Source organism: Citrobacter sp. CK189, from assembly GCF_030333505.1.
GTDB lineage: Bacteria > Pseudomonadota > Gammaproteobacteria > Enterobacterales > Enterobacteriaceae > Citrobacter_B > Citrobacter_B koseri.
Genome location: NZ_JAOWFV010000040.1, coordinates 210,624 through 232,284 on the forward strand (window position 1 = coordinate 210,624; position 21,661 = coordinate 232,284).

At 55.2% G+C, this 21,661-nt stretch carries 20 protein-coding genes and 1 tRNA gene; 17 read left to right on the top strand and 4 right to left on the bottom strand.

Annotated features, from left to right (window positions below; genetic code table 11):
• The first annotated feature begins 2 nt into the window (after positions 1-2).
• Positions 3-78, top strand: a tRNA-Gly gene (locus OGV83_RS19320).
• Positions 79-347: 269 nt separating this feature from the next.
• On the opposite strand, the gene queG is transcribed toward OGV83_RS19320, so the two are convergent.
• Positions 348-1,487, bottom strand: a complete 1,140-nt coding sequence (queG, locus tag OGV83_RS19325) for a tRNA epoxyqueuosine(34) reductase QueG (RefSeq protein WP_049009166.1) — start codon at positions 1,485-1,487, stop codon at positions 348-350.
• On the opposite strand from queG, the gene nnr reads away from it, so the two are divergent.
• From nnr to OGV83_RS19400, 15 genes are all read left to right on the top strand, one after another.
• Positions 1,486-3,033 (top strand): bifunctional ADP-dependent NAD(P)H-hydrate dehydratase/NAD(P)H-hydrate epimerase, encoded by a 1,548-nt coding sequence (gene nnr, locus OGV83_RS19330; RefSeq protein WP_286464379.1) that lies wholly within the window; start codon positions 1,486-1,488, stop codon positions 3,031-3,033. The genes queG and nnr overlap by 2 nt on opposite strands.
• Complete coding sequence (gene tsaE, locus OGV83_RS19335; protein ID WP_012134443.1) at positions 3,005-3,466, top strand: tRNA (adenosine(37)-N6)-threonylcarbamoyltransferase complex ATPase subunit type 1 TsaE; 462 nt, start codon at positions 3,005-3,007, stop codon at positions 3,464-3,466. The genes nnr and tsaE overlap by 29 nt, the downstream gene beginning before the upstream one ends.
• A gap of 16 nt (positions 3,467-3,482) precedes the next feature.
• Complete coding sequence (gene amiB, locus OGV83_RS19340) at positions 3,483-4,814, top strand: N-acetylmuramoyl-L-alanine amidase AmiB (RefSeq protein WP_012134442.1); 1,332 nt, start codon at positions 3,483-3,485, stop codon at positions 4,812-4,814.
• 9 nt (positions 4,815-4,823) lie between these two features.
• Complete coding sequence (mutL, locus tag OGV83_RS19345; protein WP_286464383.1) at positions 4,824-6,683, top strand: DNA mismatch repair endonuclease MutL; 1,860 nt, start codon at positions 4,824-4,826, stop codon at positions 6,681-6,683.
• Positions 6,676-7,626 carry a tRNA (adenosine(37)-N6)-dimethylallyltransferase MiaA gene (gene miaA / locus OGV83_RS19350; protein WP_286464385.1) on the top strand — a complete coding sequence of 317 codons (951 nt, stop codon included), beginning with the start codon at positions 6,676-6,678 and terminating at the stop codon, positions 7,624-7,626. The genes mutL and miaA overlap by 8 nt, the downstream gene beginning before the upstream one ends.
• Before the next feature lie 84 nt (positions 7,627-7,710).
• On the top strand, positions 7,711-8,019 hold the full coding sequence (hfq, locus tag OGV83_RS19355) for an RNA chaperone Hfq (RefSeq protein WP_012134439.1): 309 nt from the start codon (positions 7,711-7,713) through the stop codon (positions 8,017-8,019).
• A gap of 73 nt (positions 8,020-8,092) precedes the next feature.
• Positions 8,093-9,373 (top strand): ribosome rescue GTPase HflX, encoded by a 1,281-nt coding sequence (gene hflX, locus OGV83_RS19360; RefSeq protein ID WP_047459460.1) that lies wholly within the window; start codon positions 8,093-8,095, stop codon positions 9,371-9,373.
• Between the two features lie 92 nt (positions 9,374-9,465).
• On the top strand, positions 9,466-10,722 hold the full coding sequence (gene hflK / locus OGV83_RS19365) for an FtsH protease activity modulator HflK (protein ID WP_012134437.1): 1,257 nt from the start codon (positions 9,466-9,468) through the stop codon (positions 10,720-10,722).
• Between the two features lie 2 nt (positions 10,723-10,724).
• Positions 10,725-11,729 carry a protease modulator HflC gene (gene hflC / locus OGV83_RS19370; RefSeq protein WP_012134436.1) on the top strand — a complete coding sequence of 335 codons (1,005 nt, stop codon included), beginning with the start codon at positions 10,725-10,727 and terminating at the stop codon, positions 11,727-11,729.
• Positions 11,730-11,811: 82 nt separating this feature from the next.
• Positions 11,812-12,009, top strand: coding sequence for a DUF2065 domain-containing protein (locus tag OGV83_RS19375; protein ID WP_024130795.1), 198 nt, complete (start codon positions 11,812-11,814; stop codon positions 12,007-12,009).
• Between the two features lie 102 nt (positions 12,010-12,111).
• A complete protein-coding gene (gene purA, locus OGV83_RS19380; RefSeq protein WP_012134433.1) occupies positions 12,112-13,410 on the top strand; it encodes an adenylosuccinate synthase in 1,299 nt (432 codons plus the stop codon).
• 227 nt (positions 13,411-13,637) lie between these two features.
• Complete coding sequence (nsrR, locus tag OGV83_RS19385) at positions 13,638-14,063, top strand: nitric oxide-sensing transcriptional repressor NsrR (RefSeq protein ID WP_024130794.1); 426 nt, start codon at positions 13,638-13,640, stop codon at positions 14,061-14,063.
• A 38-nt stretch (positions 14,064-14,101) separates the two neighbouring features.
• Complete coding sequence (gene rnr, locus OGV83_RS19390) at positions 14,102-16,534, top strand: ribonuclease R (RefSeq protein ID WP_024130793.1); 2,433 nt, start codon at positions 14,102-14,104, stop codon at positions 16,532-16,534.
• 93 nt (positions 16,535-16,627) lie between these two features.
• Positions 16,628-17,359 (top strand): 23S rRNA (guanosine(2251)-2'-O)-methyltransferase RlmB, encoded by a 732-nt coding sequence (rlmB, locus tag OGV83_RS19395; protein ID WP_012134428.1) that lies wholly within the window; start codon positions 16,628-16,630, stop codon positions 17,357-17,359.
• Positions 17,360-17,476: 117 nt separating this feature from the next.
• Positions 17,477-19,099: an isovaleryl-CoA dehydrogenase gene (locus OGV83_RS19400; RefSeq protein ID WP_286464387.1), complete on the top strand. Its 1,623-nt coding sequence runs from the start codon at positions 17,477-17,479 to the stop codon at positions 19,097-19,099.
• A gap of 85 nt (positions 19,100-19,184) precedes the next feature.
• On the opposite strand, the gene yjfN is transcribed toward OGV83_RS19400, so the two are convergent.
• Positions 19,185-19,460: a DUF1471 family protease activator YjfN gene (gene yjfN / locus OGV83_RS19405; RefSeq protein WP_012134425.1), complete on the bottom strand. Its 276-nt coding sequence runs from the start codon at positions 19,458-19,460 to the stop codon at positions 19,185-19,187.
• A 130-nt stretch (positions 19,461-19,590) separates the two neighbouring features.
• Positions 19,591-19,920: a biofilm peroxide resistance protein BsmA gene (gene bsmA / locus OGV83_RS19410; RefSeq protein WP_012134424.1), complete on the bottom strand. Its 330-nt coding sequence runs from the start codon at positions 19,918-19,920 to the stop codon at positions 19,591-19,593.
• Positions 19,921-20,098: 178 nt separating this feature from the next.
• On the opposite strand from bsmA, the gene yjfP reads away from it, so the two are divergent.
• Positions 20,099-20,848 carry an esterase gene (gene yjfP / locus OGV83_RS19415; RefSeq protein WP_286464389.1) on the top strand — a complete coding sequence of 250 codons (750 nt, stop codon included), beginning with the start codon at positions 20,099-20,101 and terminating at the stop codon, positions 20,846-20,848.
• Here the strand turns inward: yjfP and ulaR are convergent.
• On the bottom strand, positions 20,845-21,600 hold the full coding sequence (gene ulaR, locus OGV83_RS19420) for an HTH-type transcriptional regulator UlaR (protein ID WP_012134422.1): 756 nt from the start codon (positions 21,598-21,600) through the stop codon (positions 20,845-20,847). The two genes, yjfP and ulaR, sit on opposite strands and share 4 nt — an antisense overlap.
• Positions 21,601-21,661: the final 61 nt, after the last annotated feature.

Below are 21,661 nucleotides of genomic sequence, written 5' to 3' on the forward strand. Positions count from 1 at the left end.
AAGCGGGAATAGCTCAGTTGGTAGAGCACGACCTTGCCAAGGTCGGGGTCGCGAGTTCGAGTCTCGTTTCCCGCTCCAAATTCTTATCTCCATAAAATTATCCACAGCGTATTTTCACGTTGGGGACCTTCTATTTTGCCTCTGAAACACTCTTGTAAACAGACTTATCCACAGGTCCAGGCATTATTCCTGGAATACAAAAAGCTTCGCCTGGTGAATAGTAACTTTGTAACTTATTGAAATTGATAAATTAATTATCATTTCGAAATGTTAATGCGATCACTTGACGATTTTTTCCCTCTTGAATCGCAATGTCTTTTTATTTTTATACACAAGCTGTGGATGACTCAGGCGTCGCGCGGCAGTCCCTTTTCAATGACCCTGACCAGGCGTTGTTTCTTCGGTAATTGCACCTCCACCACGCAGGCATTTCGCTTCTCAATTTGCTGCGCAATCGCCCACTCTATGTGTTCATCGAGAAGTGGGTGCTCACCCCGGCGACTTTCCAGGGCGGTAATCACGGCGTTATCCCAGGGCGCATTGCCTAACGCGACGGCAATATTTCGCAGCCAGCGTAAGTGACCAATGCGGCGAATCGCCGATCCTTCCGTAACTTTTAAAAACCAGGCTTCGCTCCAGCCAAACAGTTCAATCAGCTCTGGCGCGTGAAGATGCTTGCGGGGACTGAAATCTTCTTCATCGGTCAGTTGCGAGTAGCGGTTCCACGGGCAGATAAGCTGACAATCGTCGCAGCCGTAAATCCGGTTGCCCATTAATGGCCGAAGCGCTTCTGGTATCGCCCCCTCCAGCTCAATCGTGAGATAGGAGATGCAGCGGCGCGCATCCACCGTGTAGGGCTCGACGATTGCGCCGGTCGGGCAGATGGTCAGACAGGCAACGCATTTCCCGCAGCCTTCTTCAACTGGCGTATCAATGGGGAGAGGCAAATCAATTAACAATTCCCCCAGGAAAAAGAACGAACCGGCTTCGCGGTTAAGGATTAGTGAGTGCTTACCTGTCCAGCCAAGCCCGGCTTTTTCAGCCAGAGGACGTTCCAGAATGGGCGCAGAATCGACAAACGGTCTAAAATTCAGCGAAACGCAGTGCTGCTGAATCCTCTCGCCGAGTTTTTTGAGACGGTTACGTAACAGCTTATGGTAGTCACGGCCCAGCGCATAACGGCTGACGTAGCCCAGAGAGGGATTTTTTAGGGTACTGGCGAAAGCGGCATTGGCAGGCAGATAATTCATGCGCACACTGATGACGCGCAGCGTGCCGGGCAATAATTCGTGAGGGCGGGCGCGCATCATTCCGTGGCGAGCCATCCAGTCCATTTCGCCGTGGTATTGTTTATCCAGCCATGCCTGTAATTTGGGTTCGCTGGCGCTGAGATCGGTATCGGTAATACCGACCTGCTGAAAGCCCAGTTCCAGCCCCCACTGTTTAATATTTTGCGCTAACTGATTGAGATCGAGGGGCTCTGACATGACGGACCATACAATGAAGAAAAACCCCGCAAGTATACCACACTCCATCTGGCCCGCCGATGAGATCAAACGGGCGGAACGCGAGGCGGCGGACAGCTTAGGGCTGACGCTGTATGAGCTGATGCTGCGGGCGGGGGAAGCCGCATTTCAGGTTGCACGCGACGCGTATCCCGATTCCCGGCGCTGGCTGGTGCTTTGCGGTCACGGTAATAATGGCGGCGACGGCTACGTGGTGGCGAGGCTGGCGAAAGCCGCAGGTATTGAGGTGACTCTACTGGCGCAGGAGAGCGATAAGCCGCTTCCTGAAGAGGCAGCGCAGGCGCGCGAGGCGTGGCTCAATGCCGGGGGCGTCATTCATGCGTCGGATATCATCTGGCCGGATCATATTGATGTGATTATTGACGCCCTGCTGGGGACCGGCCTGACGCAGGCTCCGCGCACCTCCCTCTCTACGCTTATTGAACGAGCGAACAGCCATCCAGCGCCGGTGGTGGCTATTGATATCCCTTCCGGTTTGCTGGCGCAAACGGGCGCCACGCCTGGTGCGGTGATGAATGCCGTGCATACCGTTACCTTCATTGCGCTGAAACCCGGTTTACTGACGGGCAAGGCGCGGGATGTCGTGGGAGCGCTGCACTTTGACGCGCTGGGGCTGGAAAGCTGGCTGGCAGGACAAGAGGTACGTATCCAGCGCTTTGCGGCTTCGCAACTTTCCCACTGGCTGACACCACGCCGCCCGACGTCGCATAAAGGCGATCATGGTAGGCTGGTCATTATTGGCGGCGACCACGGGACGGCGGGAGCGATACGTATGACCGGCGAAGCGGCGCTGCGTGCCGGAGCGGGATTAGTGCGGGTGCTGACGCGCAGCGAAAATATCGCGCCGTTGCTGACCGCCCGTCCCGAACTGATGGTGCATGAACTGACGCCTCAATCTCTCGATGACAGCCTGCAATGGGCGGACGTGGTGGTGATAGGCCCCGGGCTCGGACAGCAGGAATGGGGTAAAAAAGCGCTACAGAAAGCTGAGAATTTTCGCAAACCGATGCTCTGGGATGCGGATGCGCTGAACCTGCTGGCAATCAATCCCGATAAACGTCACAATCGCGTGATTACGCCGCATCCGGGGGAAGCCGCGCGGCTACTGGGTTGTTCTGTCGCAGAAATTGAAAGTGATCGCTTACTTTCAGCACGTCGTCTGGTAAAACGGTATGGTGGCGTGGCGGTGCTGAAAGGTGCGGGAACGGTCGTCGCCGCCCAATCGCATGCGTTGGGCATTATTGATGCCGGTAACGCCGGGATGGCCAGCGGTGGAATGGGCGATGTGCTTTCCGGCATTATTGGCGCATTGCTTGGACAGAAGTTTTCCCCGTATGATGCAGCGTGTGCGGGATGTGTTGCCCACGGTGCGGCGGCGGATGTTTTAGCGGCGCGTTATGGCGCCCGCGGCATGCTGGCAACCGATCTCTTTTCTACGCTACAGCGTATTGTTAACCCTGATGTGATTGACGTAAACCATGATGAATCGAGTAATTCCGCTACCTGACGAGCAGGCGACTTTAGACCTGGGACTACGCGTAGCGAAAGCCTGTGACGGTGCGACCGTCATCTATTTGTACGGCGACCTGGGGGCGGGAAAAACCACCTTCAGCCGGGGATTTCTACAGGCGTTGGGCCACAAAGGCAATGTGAAAAGCCCGACCTACACGCTGGTTGAGCCCTATACGCTCGATAACTTAATGGTGTATCACTTCGATTTATACCGACTTGCGGACCCTGAGGAGCTGGAATTTATGGGGATCCGTGATTATTTTGCCAACGATGCCATTTGCCTGGTGGAATGGCCGCAACAAGGTAAAGGTGTACTGCCTGACCCGGATGTCGAAATACACATAGATTACCAGGCGCAAGGTCGTGAGGCGCGCATTAGTGCTGTCTCCTCATCAGGTGATTTGTTGCTGGCGCGTTTGGCCGGTTAACCTTAAGGGTGGCGGGATGATTTATCGCATCAGAAATTGGGTGGTGGCAACGCTGGTCCTGCTGTGCGCGCAGGCGGGGGCCGCCAGCCTCTCCGATATTCAGGTATCTAACGGCGATCGGCAGGCGCGGATTACGTTCAGTTTTATCGGCGATCCTGATTACGCGTTTTCGCAAGAAGGTAAACGTACCGTCGCGCTGGATATCAAACAGACCGGCGTGATTCAGGGACTGCCGTTGCAGTTTAGCGGCAACAACCTGGTAAAAGCGATTCGCTCCGGTACGGCGAAAGACGCGCAGTCGCTGCGGTTGGTTGTCGATCTGACGGAGAACGGTAAAACCGAGGCCGTGAAACGACAGAGCGGCGGTAACTATACCGTGGTCTTTACCATCAACGCCGATACGCCTCCGCCGCCACCTCCACCGCCTGTCGTCGCAAAACGCGTTGAGACGCCGGTGGTTGCTCCGCGTCCGACTGAACCTGCGCGAAATCCGTTTAAAACAAACCAGGATCGCGCTACCGCTGTCACCAGCAGCAATACGGTAACGCGCCCGGCAGCGCGGGCGACATCCAGTAACGGCGACAAAGTGGTGATTGCCATTGATGCCGGTCACGGCGGGCAAGACCCCGGCGCTATTGGCCCCGGTGGGACGCGGGAGAAAAACGTGACGATTGCTATCGCCCGTAAGCTGCGCACGCTGTTGAATAACGATCCGATGTTCAAAGGCGTATTGACCCGCGACGGGGATTATTTCATCTCCGTGATGGGGCGCTCCGACGTGGCGCGTAAGCAGAACGCCAATTTCCTCGTCTCCATTCATGCGGATGCCGCGCCAAACCGCAACGCGACGGGCGCTTCGGTATGGGTGCTGTCAAACCGTCGCGCCAACAGCGAAATGGCGAACTGGCTGGAAGAACATGAGAAGCAGTCTGAGCTACTGGGCGGCGCGGGCGATGTGCTGGCGAACAGTCAGGCTGACCCCTACTTAAGCCAGGCGGTACTGGATTTGCAATTCGGTCATTCCCAGCGCGTAGGGTATGATGTGGCGACAAACATGTTAGGTCAGTTGCAGCGCATTGGTTCGCTGCATAAGCGTCGCCCTGAACACGCCAGCCTCGGCGTGTTGCGTTCCCCGGATATCCCCTCGGTGCTGGTTGAAACGGGCTTTATCAGCAACAGCGGTGAAGAACGTTTGCTGGCAAGCGATGCTTATCAGCAGCAGCTGGCAGAGGCGATTTACCAAGGGTTGCGTAACTACTTCCAGGCGCATCCGGTGCAATCCGGGCCGCAGAGCGCTCCGGCGCAAACGGCCAGCGCGGTGTCGCCGGGCGAGTCGTTGATTAACTAAGGATTTTACATGCCGATTCAGGTTCTACCGCCGCAACTGGCGAACCAAATTGCCGCAGGTGAGGTGGTAGAGCGACCTGCGTCGGTTGTGAAAGAGCTGGTGGAAAACAGCCTTGATGCAGGGGCGACGCGGATCGATATTGATATCGAACGCGGCGGCGCAAAGCTTATTCGTATTCGCGATAATGGCTGCGGAATTAAAAAAGACGAGCTGGCGCTGGCGCTGGCTCGCCATGCCACCAGTAAAATCGCCTCGCTTGACGATCTCGAAGCGATTATCAGCCTCGGATTTCGCGGCGAAGCGCTGGCAAGTATCAGCTCGGTTTCGCGTTTAACCCTCACGTCACGTACCGCGGAACAGGCGGAAGCCTGGCAGGCCTATGCCGAAGGGCGTGATATGGACGTGACGGTAAAACCGGCGGCGCATCCGGTCGGCACCACGCTGGAGGTGCTGGACTTGTTCTACAACACGCCGGCACGGCGCAAGTTTATGCGCACCGAGAAAACCGAGTTCAACCACATTGACGAAATTATCCGCCGCATTGCGCTGGCGCGCTTCGACGTCACCCTTAATTTGTCGCACAACGGTAAAATGGTGCGCCAGTACCGCGCGGTTGCGCAGGACGGGCAGAAGGAACGTCGATTAGGCGCGATTTGCGGCGCACCGTTTCTGGAACAGGCGTTGGCGATTGAATGGCAGCACGGCGATCTGACGCTGCGCGGCTGGGTGGCCGATCCTCACCATACCACGGCGGCGCTGGCGGAAATCCAGTACTGCTACGTGAACGGCCGCATGATGCGCGACCGGTTAATCAATCATGCGATTCGTCAGGCCTGTGAAGACAAACTGGGCGGCGATCGGCAACCGGCATTTGTGCTGTATCTGGAGATTGACCCGCATCAGGTGGATGTGAACGTGCATCCGGCGAAACATGAGGTGCGTTTCCACCAGTCGCGGCTGGTGCATGATTTCATCTATCAGGGCGTATTGAGCGTGCTACAGCAGCAGCTTGATGCGCCGCTGCCGCTGGCGGAAGAAGCGCCTGCGCCGCGTCACATCCCGGAAAACCGCGTGGCGGCCGGGCGTAATCATTTCGCTGAACCGGCCTCTGCGCGGGAACCCGCCGCGCCGCGCTATTCCACGTCGTCAGGGGCAACCGGCGGACGTCAGCCTGCTGCCAGTTGGCCGCATGCCCAGCCGGGCTACCAGAAACAGCAGGGCGAAGTGTACCGCCAGCTGTTACAGACGCCCGCTCCGCGACAACCGGCGCTTGCACCGGAAGCAGAAACGGCAGCGCCGTCACTGGCAGGGCATAGCCAGAGTTTCGGTCGCGTGCTGACCATTGTCGGCGCGGATTGCGCACTGCTTGAGCGTGACGGCAATATCCACCTGCTGGCGCTGCCCGTGGCGGAACGCTGGCTGCGTCAGGCCCAACTGACGCCGGGGCAGACGCCGGTCTGCGCCCAGCCGTTGTTGATTCCGCTGCGCTTAAAAGTGTCGGCGGAGGAGAAATCCTCGCTGGAAAAAGCGCAAACACCACTGACGGATCTGGGGATTGAATTCCAGTCAGATGCGCAGCATGTGACCATTCGTGCAGTGCCTTTACCCTTACGCCAACAAAATTTACAAATCTTGATTCCTGAACTGATAGGCTACCTCGCGCAGCAGTCAGCGTTTGACGCGGGCAATATTGCACAGTGGATTGCGCGGAATTTGATGAGTGAACATCCACAGTGGACGATGGCGCAGGCCATTACGCTGTTGGCTGATGTAGAGCGGCTATGTCCGCAACTCGTGAAGGCGCCGCCGGGTGGTCTGTTACAACCTGTTGATTTACATTCGGTTATGAACGCCCTGAAACATGAGTGATGTAAGTAAGGCGAGCCTGCCAAAGGCGATTTTTTTGATGGGGCCGACGGCCTCCGGTAAGACAGCGTTAGCAATTGAATTGCGTAAAGTTTTGCCAGTAGAGTTGATAAGCGTTGATTCCGCCCTTATTTATCGGGGGATGGACATCGGTACGGCGAAGCCGACAGCTTCAGAGTTAAAGGCCGCTCCGCACCGATTGCTGGATATTCTCGATCCGGCGCAAGCGTACTCAGCAGCGGATTTTCGCCGCGATGCATTAGCGGAAATGGCGGAGATTGCTGCGGCGGGGCGTATTCCGCTGTTAGTGGGCGGCACCATGTTGTATTTCAAGGCGTTGCTGGAGGGACTTTCGCCCTTACCGTCGGCGGAACCTGAGATCAGAGCCCGAATTGAGCAACAGGCGGCAGAGCAGGGATGGGATGCGTTGCACCGACAGCTTCAGGATATTGATCCGGTCGCTGCCGCACGGATTCATCCAAATGATCCGCAAAGACTTTCCCGGGCACTGGAAGTTTTTTTCATTTCGGGTAAAACTTTAACGGAACTGACGCAAACGTCAGGAGACGCTCTACCGTATCAGGTGCATCAGTTCGCCATCGCCCCGGCGAGCCGTGAACTGCTCCATCAGCGAATTGAGCAGCGTTTTCATCAGATGTTGGCTTCAGGTTTTGAAGCAGAAGTTCGGGCGCTTTTTGCCCGTGGAGATTTGCATACGGACTTGCCTTCCATTCGTTGTGTGGGATACCGCCAGATGTGGTCATACATTGAAGGCGAAATTTCATATGATGAAATGGTTTATAGAGGTGTTTGCGCCACGAGGCAGTTGGCGAAGCGTCAGGTAACCTGGTTGCGTGGTTGGGAAGGAGTACACTGGCTTGACAGTGAAAAGCCTGACCAGGCGCGAAACGAAGTATTGCAGGTTGTTGGTGCTATCGCGAACTGAATGTGTACAATTGAGACGTATCGTGCGCAATTTTTCAGAATCGAAAGGTTCAAAGTACAAATAAGCATATAAGGAAAAGAGAGAATGGCTAAGGGGCAATCTTTACAAGATCCGTTCCTGAACGCACTGCGTCGGGAACGTGTTCCAGTTTCTATTTATTTGGTGAATGGTATTAAGCTGCAAGGTCAAATCGAGTCTTTTGATCAATTCGTGATCCTGTTGAAAAACACGGTCAGCCAGATGGTTTACAAGCACGCGATTTCTACTGTTGTCCCGTCTCGCCCGGTTTCTCATCACAGTAACAATGCCGGTGGCGGCACCAGCAGTAACTACCATCACGGTAGCAGCGCGCAGGGTACTTCTGCGCAACAGGACAGCGAAGAAACCGAATAAGGTTTTGGCTGTTTTACACACGGGGAGCCAGGGAACCTGCGTTCCCCGCTGATATATATCGAGGGGTTGACGCTTGTTTGACCGTTATGATGCCGGTGAGCAGGCGGTACTGGTACACATCTATTTTTCGCAAGACAAAGATATGGAAGACCTCCAGGAGTTTGAGTCTCTGGTCTCTTCCGCCGGTGTCGAAGCAATGCAGGTGATTACCGGTAGCCGTAAAGCACCGCACCCGAAGTACTTTGTAGGTGAAGGTAAGGCAGTTGAAATTGCGGAAGCCGTGAAAGCGTCTAACGCTGCGGTCGTGCTTTTCGATCATGCTTTAAGCCCGGCCCAGGAGCGTAACCTGGAACGTTTGTGTGAATGTCGCGTGATCGACAGAACCGGTCTTATTTTAGATATTTTTGCTCAGCGTGCACGTACCCACGAAGGTAAGTTGCAGGTTGAACTGGCGCAGTTGCGTCATCTGGCCACGCGTCTGGTTCGTGGCTGGACCCACCTTGAAAGGCAGAAAGGCGGGATTGGTTTGCGCGGTCCGGGTGAAACCCAGCTCGAAACCGACCGTCGTTTGCTGCGTAATCGTATTGTACAAATACAGTCGCGCCTGGAGAAAGTTGAGAAGCAACGTGAGCAGGGGCGGCAGTCGCGTATAAAAGCGGATGTCCCGACGGTCTCGCTGGTGGGATATACCAACGCCGGTAAATCCACCCTTTTCAATCAGATTACTGAAGCCAGGGTGTATGCCGCAGACCAACTGTTTGCGACCCTGGACCCGACGCTGCGCCGTATCGATGTCGCAGATGTGGGGGAAACCGTACTGGCGGATACCGTAGGGTTTATCCGTCATTTACCGCACGATCTGGTGGCAGCGTTTAAAGCGACCTTGCAGGAAACCCGGCAGGCCACGCTCTTGTTACACGTTGTTGATGCCGCTGATGTGCGCGTACAGGAAAACATCGACGCAGTGGATACGGTTCTCGAAGAGATCGACGCTCACGAGATCCCAACCCTGATGGTGATGAATAAGATCGATATGCTGGACGATTTTGAACCGCGTATCGACAGGGATGAAGAGAACAAACCAATCCGTGTCTGGCTTTCCGCGCAAACAGGGGTTGGGATACCACAGCTTTTTCAGGCTTTGACGGAGCGGCTTTCCGGCGAGGTAGCGCAGCATACGTTGCGTTTGCCGCCGCAGGAAGGGCGTCTGAGAAGCCGGTTTTACCAACTTCAGGCAATAGAAAAAGAGTGGATGGAGGAGGACGGCAGCGTAAGTTTGCAGGTTCGCATGCCGATTGTCGACTGGCGTCGCCTCTGTAAACAAGAACCGGCGTTGATCGACTATGTGATCTAATGGCGGCTCGTCTGGAGCATGGAGTAATTTCGCCTTATCCCTCTCGTCGAAAGACAACGGGGATCACCGCATAACAAATATGGAGCACAAACATGGCGTGGAATCAGCCCGGTAATAACGGACAAGACCGCGACCCGTGGGGAAGCAGCAAACCTGGCGGCAACTCTGAGGGAAATGGAAACAAAGGTGGTCGCGATCAGGGGCCACCTGATCTTGATGATATCTTCCGCAAACTGAGTAAAAAGCTCGGTGGTCTGGGTGGCGGTAAAGGTACAGGCTCTGGCGGTGGTAGTTCATCGCAGGGGCCGCGCCCGCATATCGGAGGTCGTGTCGTTACCATCGCAGCGGCAGCGATCGTCATTATCTGGGCTGCCAGCGGTTTCTACACCATCAAAGAAGCGGAACGCGGCGTGGTGACACGCTTCGGTAAATTCAGCCACCTGGTTGAGCCGGGTCTGAACTGGAAGCCGACGTTTATCGATGAAGTCACTCCGGTAAACGTGGAAGCGGTTCGCGAACTGGCGGCGTCCGGTGTGATGCTGACTTCTGATGAAAACGTTGTGCGCGTTGAGATGAACGTGCAGTACCGTGTGACCGATCCGCAGCGTTATCTGTTCAGCGTGACCAGCGCGGATGACAGTCTGCGTCAGGCGACCGACAGCGCTCTGCGTGGGGTTATCGGTAAATACACGATGGACCGCATTCTGACGGAAGGTCGTACCGTTATTCGTAGCGATACCCAGCGTGAACTGGAAGAGACCATTCGTCCGTACAACATGGGTATTACCCTGCTGGACGTCAACTTCCAGGCAGCGCGTCCGCCGGAAGAGGTAAAAGCGGCGTTTGACGATGCTATCGCGGCGCGTGAGAACGAACAGCAATACATCCGTGAAGCGGAAGCGTACACCAACGAAGTTCAGCCGCGTGCGAACGGTCAGGCGCAGCGTATTCTTGAAGAAGCGCGTGCATACAGAACCCAAACCATCCTGGAAGCGCAGGGTGAAGTGGCTCGCTTCGCTAAAATTCTGCCGGAATATAAAGCCGCACCAGAGATTACTCGCGAGCGTCTGTATATCGAGACGATGGAAAAAGTGTTGAGCCATACGCGTAAAGTTCTGGTCAACGACAAAGGCGGCAATCTGATGGTTCTGCCATTGGATCAGATGCTGAAAGGCGCTAACGCGCCTGCGGCAAAAGACAGCACGGGTAACAATCTGCTGCGTCTGCCGCCGGCTTCATCGTCCAGCACGAGCGGAGCAAGCAATACCTCGTCCACCAGTCAGGGCGATATTATGGACCAACGCCGCGCTAACGCGCAGCGTAACGACTACCAGCGTCAGGGGGAATAACGATGCGTAAGTCAGTTATTGCGATTATCATCATCGTGCTGGTAGTGCTGTACATGTCTGTCTTTGTTGTCAAAGAAGGCGAGCGCGGAATTACGCTGCGTTTCGGTAAAGTTCTGCGTGACGATGAAAACAAACCGCTGGTTTATGAGCCGGGCCTGCACTTTAAGATCCCGTTCATTGAGTCGGTGAAAACGCTTGATGCGCGTATCCAGACGATGGACAACCAGGCCGATCGCTTTGTAACCAAAGAGAAAAAAGACCTGATCGTTGACTCCTACATCAAATGGCGCATCAGCGATTTCAGCCGTTACTACCTGGCGACAGGCGGCGGCGATGTTTCTCAGGCCGAAGTGCTGCTGAAACGTAAGTTCTCTGACCGTTTGCGCTCTGAGATTGGTCGTCTGGATGTGAAAGACATCGTGACCGATTCCCGTGGCCGTTTAACGCTGGAAGTGCGTGACGCGCTGAACTCCGGTTCTGCGGGAACGGAAGATGAAGTGGCGACTCCGGCGGCGGATAGCGCGATTGCCGAAGCAGCTGAACGCGTTGCGGCAGAAACCAATGGCAAAGTGCCGGTGATCAACCCGAACAGTATGGCGGCGTTAGGTATCGAAGTGGTGGATGTGCGTATCAAGCAGATCAACCTGCCGACCGAAGTATCCGAGGCGATTTACAACCGTATGCGCGCCGAGCGTGAAGCGGTAGCCCGTCGTCACCGTTCACAGGGTCAGGAAGAAGCGGAGAAACTGCGCGCGACCGCCGACTATGAAGTGACCAGAACGCTGGCGGAAGCCGAGCGTCAGGGCCGCATTTCGCGTGGTGAAGGTGATGCCGAAGCCGCGAAACTGTTTGCCGATGCCTTCAGTCAGGACCCGGACTTCTACGCCTTTATCCGTAGCCTGCGTGCTTACGAGAAGAGCTTCGAAGGCAATCAGGACGTGATGATCATGAGCCCGGACAGCGATTTCTTCCGTTACATGAAGACACCAAATACGGCAACACGTTAAAATCGTATCAACGGTTTTAGATGAACAAAACCACCGGCATCCTCAGGGAGGCGGTGGTTTTCTTTTTATATAAGGACGATGGATGAATTCAACTATCTGGCTGGCGCTTGCCCTCGTTTTGGTACTGGAAGGTTTAGGCCCGATGCTGTATCCCCGCGCCTGGAAGAAAATGATCTCTGCCATGACGCAACTGCCGGAAAATGTTTTACGTCGTTTTGGCGGCGGTCTTGTGGTTGCCGGAGTTGTTGTCTACTACATGTTGAGGAAAACGATTGGCTGATCAAAAAGTAGTCGTATTTGCCGATCTTAGCATGCAAAAAGTGCTGTATATCTGAAAAAGCGATGGTAGAATCCATTTTTAAGCAAACGGTGATTTTGAAAAATGGGTAACAACGTCGTCGTACTGGGCACCCAATGGGGTGACGAAGGTAAAGGAAAGATCGTCGATCTTCTGACTGAACGGGCTAAATATGTTGTACGCTACCAGGGCGGTCACAACGCAGGCCATACTCTCGTAATCAACGGTGAAAAAACCGTCCTCCATCTTATTCCATCAGGTATTCTTCGTGAGAATGTTACCAGCATCATCGGTAACGGCGTTGTGCTGTCTCCGGCTGCGCTGATGAAAGAGATGAAAGGACTGGAAGACCGTGGTATCCCTGTCCGTGAGCGCCTGCTGCTGTCTGAAGCCTGTCCGCTGATCCTTGATTATCACGTAGCGCTGGATAACGCGCGTGAGAAAGCGCGTGGCGCGAAAGCGATCGGCACCACCGGTCGTGGTATCGGTCCGGCTTATGAAGACAAAGTGGCTCGTCGCGGTCTGCGCGTTGGCGATCTGTTCGATAAAGCTACCTTCGCTGTAAAACTGAAAGAAGTGATGGAATATCACAACTTCCAGCTGGTGAACTTCTACAAAGTGGAAGCCGTTGACTACCAGAAAGTGCTGGATGATGTGATGGCAATTGCCGACATCCTGACCTCTATGGTTGTTGATGTTTCCGATCTGCTGGACCAGGCGCGTAAGCGTGGCGATTTCGTCATGTTCGAAGGCGCGCAGGGTACGCTGTTGGATATCGACCACGGTACTTATCCGTACGTTACCTCCTCTAACACCACTGCGGGTGGCGTAGCGACCGGTTCTGGCCTGGGGCCGCGTTATGTGGACTACGTTCTGGGTATCATCAAAGCTTACTCCACTCGCGTGGGCGCGGGTCCGTTCCCGACTGAGCTGTTTGATGACACCGGCGAGTTCCTGTGCAAGCAGGGTAACGAATACGGTGCCACCACCGGTCGTCGTCGTCGTACCGGCTGGCTGGACTCCGTTGCTGTGCGCCGTGCGGTGCAGATCAATTCCCTGTCTGGCTTCTGCCTGACCAAACTGGACGTGCTGGACGGCCTGGAAGAGGTGAAAATCTGCGTGGCTTACCGTATGCCGGATGGCCGTGAAGTGACCACCACACCGCTGGCAGCGGATGACTGGGAAGGCATCGAGCCGATCTACGAAACCATGCCGGGTTGGTCTGAGTCCACCTTTGGCGTGAAGGATCGCAGCGGCCTGCCGCAGGCGGCGCTGAACTACATCAAACGTATCGAAGAACTGACCGGCGTGCCGATTGATATTATTTCTACCGGCCCGGACCGTACTGAAACGATGATTCTGCGTGACCCGTTTGACGCATAATTTGGGGTCATGGCGCAGTGCCTGATGGTGCTGCGCTTATCAGGCCTGTTCACACTGTAGGCCGGATAAGGCGCTTTTCACCGCTATCCGGCTTAATACAGCGTAAGATCCTCGCTTTTTTCCTTCCCGAACTGAAATAAATTAGCGACCTGGCTGGTGGCTGGTTTATCATCAATGTAATTAATACAACCTGGTTTATCCCGTTTTCCCCTTTTCCTGAGGTTGATGTGCAGTTAACGAGTTTCACCGATTACGGATTACGTGCGCTAATCTATATGGCGTCGCTACCCGAAGGACGTATGACCAGTATTTCTGAGGTGACAGAAGTCTACGGCGTGTCCCGTAATCATATGGTCAAAATAATCAATCAACTTAGCCGGGCGGGCTTCGTTACTGCTATTCGAGGAAAAAATGGCGGTATCCGCCTGGGTAAACCGGCTAATGTTATTGTTATCGGTGATGTGGTTCGTGAGCTGGAACCTTTATCTCTGGTAAATTGCAGCAGCGAATTTTGCCACATTACTCCTGCCTGCCGACTCAAGCAGGCACTTTCGAAGGCCGTGCAAAGTTTTCTCAAGGAACTGGATAACTACACGCTTGCCGATTTGGTTGAAGAGAATCAACCGCTTTATAAATTATTGCTGGTGGAGTGACGAAAATCTTCATCAGAGCTGACAACGGAGGAACCGCCATGTCACAAGATCCTTTCCTGGAACGTGAAGCTGAAAAATACGCTAACCCTATCCCGAGCCGGGAATTTATCCTCGAACATTTAACAAAACGTGAAAAACCAGCCAACCGTGATGAGTTGGCTGCGGAACTGAACATTGAAGGTGAAGAGCAGCAGGAAGCCCTGCGCCGCCGTCTGCGCGCGATGGAACGCGACGGACAGCTGGTCTTTACCCGCCGCCAGTGCTATGCGCTGCCGGAACGCCTCGACCTGCTGAAAGGTACCGTTATCGGCCACCGTGATGGCTACGGCTTTTTGCGTGTCGAAGGACGTAAAGATGACCTGTATCTCTCCAGTGAGCAGATGAAAACCTGCATTCATGGCGATCAGGTACTGGCGCAGCCGCTGGGGGCCGATCGTAAAGGCCGCCGCGAAGCGCGTATCGTGCGCGTTCTGGTGCCGAAAACCAGCCAGATTGTCGGTCGTTACTTTACCGATGCTGGCGTGGGCTTTGTGGTGCCGGACGATAGCCGTCTGAGCTTCGACATCCTGATCCCGCCTGAAGAGGTGATGGGCGCGCGCATGGGCTTTGTGGTGGTGGTGGAACTCACCCAGCGCCCGACCCGCCGCACTAAAGCGGTCGGTAAAATCGTTGAGGTTCTCGGCGATAACATGGGCACTGGCATGGCTGTCGATATGGCGCTGCGCACCCATGAAATTCCTTATATCTGGCCGCAGGCGGTAGAACAGCAGATCGCCGGTCTGAAAGAAGAAGTGCCGGAAGAGGCGAAAGCAGGCCGTGTGGATCTGCGCGACTTACCCCTGGTGACGATTGATGGCGAAGACGCCCGTGACTTTGACGATGCGGTTTACTGCGAGAAGAAACGCGGTGGCGGCTGGCGCCTGTGGGTGGCTATCGCTGACGTAAGTTATTACGTGCGTCCGCCAACGCCGCTGGATCGCGAAGCGCGCAACCGTGGGACGTCGGTCTATTTCCCGTCGCAGGTTGTGCCGATGCTGCCGGAAGTGCTCTCCAATGGCCTGTGTTCGCTGAATCCACAGGTTGACCGCCTGTGTATGGTCTGCGAAATGACCGTTTCATCAAAAGGGCGTTTAACCGGCTATAAATTCTACGAAGCGGTGATGAGTTCCCATGCGCGCCTGACGTATACCAAAGTCTGGCATATGCTACAGGGCGACCAGGACCTGCGCGAGCAGTATGCGCCGCTGGTCAGGCACATCGAAGAGCTGCATAACCTCTACAAAGTGCTGGATAACGCCCGCGAAGAGCGTGGCGGCATCTCATTTGAAAGCGAAGAAGCGAAGTTTATCTTCAATGCTGAACGTCGCATTGAACGTATCGAGCAGACGCAGCGTAATGACGCACACAAGCTGATCGAAGAATGCATGATTCTGGCGAATATCTCGGCGGCGCGATTCGTTGAGAAAGCCAAAGAGCCTGCGCTGTTCCGTATCCACGACAAGCCGAGCACCGAGGCGATTACCTCCTTCCGTTCCGTTCTGGCGGAGCTGGGGCTGGAATTGCCGGGCGGCAATAAGCCGGAACCGCGTGATTATGCGGAGCTGCTGGAGTCGATTGCCGACAGGCCTGACGCGGAAATGCTGCAAACCATGCTGCTGCGCTCAATGAAACAGGCAATTTACGATCCAGAAAACCGTGGCCACTTTGGTCTGGCATTGCAGTCTTACGCGCACTTTACCTCGCCGATCCGCCGTTATCCTGACCTGTCGCTGCACCGTGCCATTAAGTATCTGCTGGCGCATGAGCAAGGGCATAAGGGCAACACGACGGAAACGGGCGGCTACCACTATTCGATGGAAGAGATGCTGCAACTGGGCCAGCACTGTTCTATGACCGAGCGCCGTGCTGACGAAGCCACGCGCGACGTCTCTGACTGGCTGAAGTGTGACTTCATGCTGGATCAGGTGGGGAACGTCTTTAAAGGGGTGATTTCCAGCGTAACCGGGTTCGGCTTCTTTGTTCGTCTGGATGAGCTGTTTATTGATGGTCTGGTACACGTCTCTTCGCTGGATAACGATTACTACCGTTTCGATCAGGTAGGGCAGCGTCTGATGGGGGAATCCAGCGGCCAGACCTACCGTCTGGGCGACCGCGTGGAAGTCCGCGTTGAAGCGGTCAATATGGATGAGCGTAAAATTGATTTTAGCCTGATCTCCAGCGAACGCGCCCCGCGCAACGTCGGTAAAACCGCGCGTGAGAAAGCGAAAAGAGGCGAAACGGCTAAAAATGCCGGTAAGCGTCGTCAGGTGGGCAAAAAGGTGAATTTCGAACCGGATAGCGCCTTCCGCGGCGAGAAAGCGAAAGGTAAGGCGAAGAAAGAGAAGAAAGCCAAAAATCCATCGGCAAAGACGCAGAAAATCGCTGCCGCGACAAAAGCGAAGCGCGCGGCGAAGAAAAAGTCAGCTGAGTAATTTCCCCCTCTCCCCCTGCGTGGAGAGGGCGTTTGTACTGTAGACCGGGCAGGCATCGCGCCGCCCGGCAAAATTGATCAATGAGAACCATCAATGAGTGAAATGATTTACGGCATCCACGCGGTGCAGGCTCTGCTGGAACGTGCGCCAGAGCGCTTTCAGGACGTCTTTATTCTGAAAGGGCGGGAAGATAAACGCCTGCTGCCGCTGATCCATGCGCTGGAAGCGCAGGGCGTGGTGATCCAACTGGCGAACCGCCAGTATCTTGATGAAAAAAGCGAGGGTGCGGTACATCAGGGGATCATTGCGCGCGTGAAGCCGGGACGCCAGTATCAGGAAAACGATCTTCCTGATCTGATCGCGAAGTTCGACAATCCCTTCCTGCTGATCCTCGACGGCGTGACCGATCCGCATAACCTCGGCGCCTGTCTGCGTAGCGCAGACGCCGCTGGCGTACATGCGGTCATTGTGCCGAAAGATCGTTCCGCACAGCTTAACGCAACGGCGAAAAAGGTGGCCTGCGGCGCAGCCGAAAGCGTACCGCTGATCCGTGTGACCAACCTGGCGCGTACCATGCGTCTGTTGCAGGAAGAGAATATCTGGATTGTCGGTACGGCGGGCGAAGCTGACCATACGCTGTTCCAGAGCAAAATGACCGGCCGGATGGCGCTGGTGATGGGCGCTGAAGGCGAAGGGATGCGTCGTCTGACCCGCGAGCACTGTGATGAGCTGATCAGCATTCCGATGGCGGGCAGCGTGTCGTCGCTGAACGTCTCCGTCGCGACCGGGATCTGCTTGTTTGAAGCGGTGCGACAGCGCAGCTAAGCGCTTTTGACTGATGAAGCCATCCCTCGGGATGGCTTTTTTGTGACCGTTATCCCAGGCGTGTCCCCCGCAGGCTGACCATACTTAATGCGACTGCCATTGACGGAGGGAAACACAATGCACTGGCAAACGCATACCGTTTTTAACCAACCGGCACCGCTCAACAACAGCAATTTATTCCTGTCTGATGGCGCGCTTTGCGAGGCGGTCGCCCGTGAAGGCGCGGGCTGGGACAGCGATCTTCTCGCCAGCATCGGTCAACAACTGGGCACTGCGGAGTCGCTGGAGCTGGGGCGGCTGGCGAACGCCTTTCCACCTGAACTGCTACGTTACGATCCACAAGGGCAGCGGCTGGACGATGTTCGTTTTCATCCCGCCTGGCATCTGCTGATGCAGGGCTTGTGCGCTAACCGCGTGCATAACCTGGCCTGGGAAGAGAACGCCAGACAGGGGGCGTTTGTCGCGCGGGCTGCGCGTTTCATGCTGCATGCGCAGGTGGAAGCGGGCACGTTGTGTCCAGTTACGATGACTTTTGCCGCCACGCCGCTGCTGCTACAGATGCTGCCATCCCCCTTCCACGACTGGTTAACGCCGCTATGCAGCGATCGCTATGATTCACACCTCCTGCCCGGAGGGCAAAAACGCGGCCTGCTGATTGGCATGGGCATGACGGAAAAGCAGGGCGGCTCCGATGTGCTGAGTAACACCACCCGGGCAGAGCGACTGGACGACGGCACCTGGCGCCTGGTGGGGCACAAATGGTTTTTCTCCGTGCCGCAAAGTGACGCGCACCTGGTGCTGGCGCAGACGAAAGGCGGATTATCCTGCTTTTTTGTCCCGCGTTTTTTGCCTGACGGGCAGCGAAACGGCGTTCGCCTTGAGCGACTGAAAGACAAACTGGGCAACCGCTCTAATGCCAGTTGCGAGGTTGAGTTTCAGGATGCGGTAGGCTGGCTACTGGGTGAGGAAGGTGAGGGGATTCGTCACATACTGAAGATGGGAGGGATGACCCGCTTTGATTGCGCGCTGGGCAGTCATAGTATGATGCGCCGGGCGTTTTCCGTGGCGATTTACCACGCGCATCAGCGGCAGGTGTTCGGCAAATCTTTGATTGATCAGCCCATGATGCGGCAGGTTTTAAGTCGTATGGCGCTCCAGCTTGAAGGCCAGACGGCGCTGCTGTTTCGTCTGGCTCGCGCGTGGGATCGTCGCAGCGACCCGAAAGAAGCGCTCCGGGTGCGTTTGTTCACGCCAGCCGCGAAGTTTGCTATTTGCAAAAGCGGTATTCCCTTTGTTGCCGAGGCGATGGAAGTGCTCGGTGGCGTTGGCTATTGCGAGGAGAGCGAGCTGCCGCGCCTGTATCGTGAGATGCCGGTCAACAGCATCTGGGAAGGGTCGGGAAACGTCATGTGTCTGGACGTGCTGCGGGTGCTGAGTAAACAGACCGGCGTCTATGAGCTGCTCAACGAGGCTTTTGCGGAGGTCAAAGGGCAGGATCGGCATTATGATCGGGCGGTACGTCAGCTGCAACAGCGCTTGCGCAAACCCGATGAAGCGCAGGGACGGGAGATAACGCAGCAGCTGTTCCTGCTCGGTTGCGGGGCGCAAATGCTGCGCTATGCTTCTCCGCCGTTGGCACAGGCCTGGTGCCAAATGATGCTGGACACGCGCGGCGTGTTACGCCTGTCTGAACAGGTGCAAAATGATCTGTTGCTGCGGGCAACGGGGGGATTGCGATAACGATTTGCCTGATGGCGGCGCGGGCGCGTCTTATCATGCCTGCGATCGGTGCAGGCCAGATAAGTTTACGCCATCAGGCAATCTGTTACGCATAAAGTATGGCTTGTACGCGCCAGTTATCGGGCTGCTGTTCTTCGTACATCTGGATAATCCGATACCACGAAGCGCCCTGCTCATCGGCTTTTAACGCAATGATACGTTCCACATCCTGCTGATTTCCCGAAATATTACTCACGGATATCAGACCAATTTCATTCAGGCCCGTTACGCAGTCCGCGCTGGCGAATTCGGCAGACTGCGCCGTCGTACTCACCAGACCGGCAGAAAGCAGCAGTGAGGATAAGGCAAGAGATCGTTTCATCGTCAGCTCCTTTTACGTGACCCCGCATTCAACAGGGCATTCCATTGCGGTCATCCCATGATTTCATTGTGCACAGGTAAACGCATAGAGGCGCAAAGCAATGTAAAGCTGACTAAATTTCAACCTTCCGCTATTTACGATACAGGATGGCTTGCGAATACCATTGGCCTGTTACGATGGTTTCATCAACCAACAAAATAACGTAATAATCTGCTTTAGCGGCGGCGGCTTTCGCTCTGATCTCTGCCACAGCATCGTCAGGAGAACCCCGAACCATTGAGCTTACCGTTCCCAGGCGCTGCAACCCTTGTGTCTGGTCACGGCGAATTTCCTGAGGATGGTCAGCGACTGGCGGTGCTGGTTGCGGCGTCCCTTGCAATACGCTACAGGCGCTTAAAAACAGTACCAGCATCAATGGGGCGAACCGTCGCATAACTCTATCTCGTTTACTGATAGCCATAGTGTAGTGCCTTATTAATTTCCTTTAGGGGGAATGTTCCCAAATTGTTATCTCTCACGCGATTTTCGAATGAAAATAGAGTGAAAGCGTAATCCACTTCTCAACATTATGAATCATTGCCGTACTCATTAACTTGAGTTATGTATTTCTCCGTGGCATATCAGAGAAAGGGGGATATATGATAAAAATAGAAACACGGTACCTGGCAGGACATTCCATACTCCACGCGTTTCCTGACGGTAAACGTGACACGCCCCTTCCATGTATTATTTTTTACCACGGTTTTACCTCTTCCAGCCTGGTCTATAGCTACTTTGCGGTTGCCCTGGCGCAGGCCGGGTTCCGGGTTATCATGCCGGATGCGCCTGAGCATGGCGCGCGGTTTAGCGGTGATGCGCAGGGGCGAATGACCCAATTCTGGCAGATTCTGCGGCAAAACATGCAGGAATTCGCTGCGTTACGTGCGGCAGTTCAACAGGAAAACTGGGTGCTGGAAGAACGTCTGGCCGTGGGGGGCGCATCAATGGGCGGTATGACAGCGCTGGGGGTCATGGCCCGCCACCCGGAGGTAAAATGCGTCGCCAGCCTGATGGGGTCGGGTTATTTCACCCGACTGGCGCATACGCTTTTTCCGCCATTAATTCCTGAGACGCCGGAGCAACAGCGAGAATTTGACGACATTATTGCTCCCCTGGCTGAGTGGGAGGTGGCGCATCAGTTGCCAAAACTGGCCGACCGGCCGCTGCTGCTATGGCATGGACAGGAAGATGACGTCGTCCCTGCGGTGGAAACGTTCCGCTTACAACAGGCGCTGATTCAGGCGAACAGGGATCAGAACCTGACCTGTCTGTGGGAAGCAGGCGTACGCCACCGTATTACGCCAGAGGCGCTGGCGGCAACGGTGTCGTTTTTCCGCCAGCATCTTTAAACGCGCAGAATGCTAACGCCTTGCGCTTCAAGCTGTTGCAGAATGTCAGGGTTAGCATTTTTGCCCGTAATCAGCGTGTCGATTTGATCAGCGCGGCTGAACAACATGCCTGCGCGCTCGCCGATCTTGCTGCTATCCACCAGCACCACCAGCTTCCCGACCACGCTGAGCATTTTCTGCTCGGCCATAGCGGTGAGCATATCGGTTTTATACAGACCGTCTGCGGTCAGGCCTTTGCCGCTGGTAAACATCCAGTGCCCGGCATACAGGCTGTTTTCGCTGCCCTGGGGGCTAAGCGTGATGGACTGGCTCTTGTTGTACTGACCTCCCATGATGATCACGCTTTCATGTTCCTGATCGATCAGATAGTTCGCCAGCGGGAGATAGTTGGTGATGATCTGCACCGGCTTACCGCATATTTCTCTGCCCAGCAGAAAGGCGGTCGATCCACAGTTGATCACCACGCTTTCCCCAGGATTCACCAGTTGCGCTGCCGCTTTAGCAATGCGCACTTTTTCATCGTGGTTCTGCGCCTGATGCAGATTCATCGGCGTCCAGCGCGGACGTTGCTGAGCGATCGCTTCGGCGCCATTACGCACTTTTTTGAGCTTTCCGCTCTCATCGAGCTTGTTGATATCCCGACGCGCCGTGGCCGGGGAGATCCCCAGACGTTCGATCACATTCTCGACGGTAACAAAGCCCAATTGCGCCAGCATATCCAGCAATATTTGATGTCTTTGTGCTTCAGTCATGAGCTATTCCGATACGAATTGATTTTAAAAGATGATATTTGAAATAGCCTGAAAATACTAA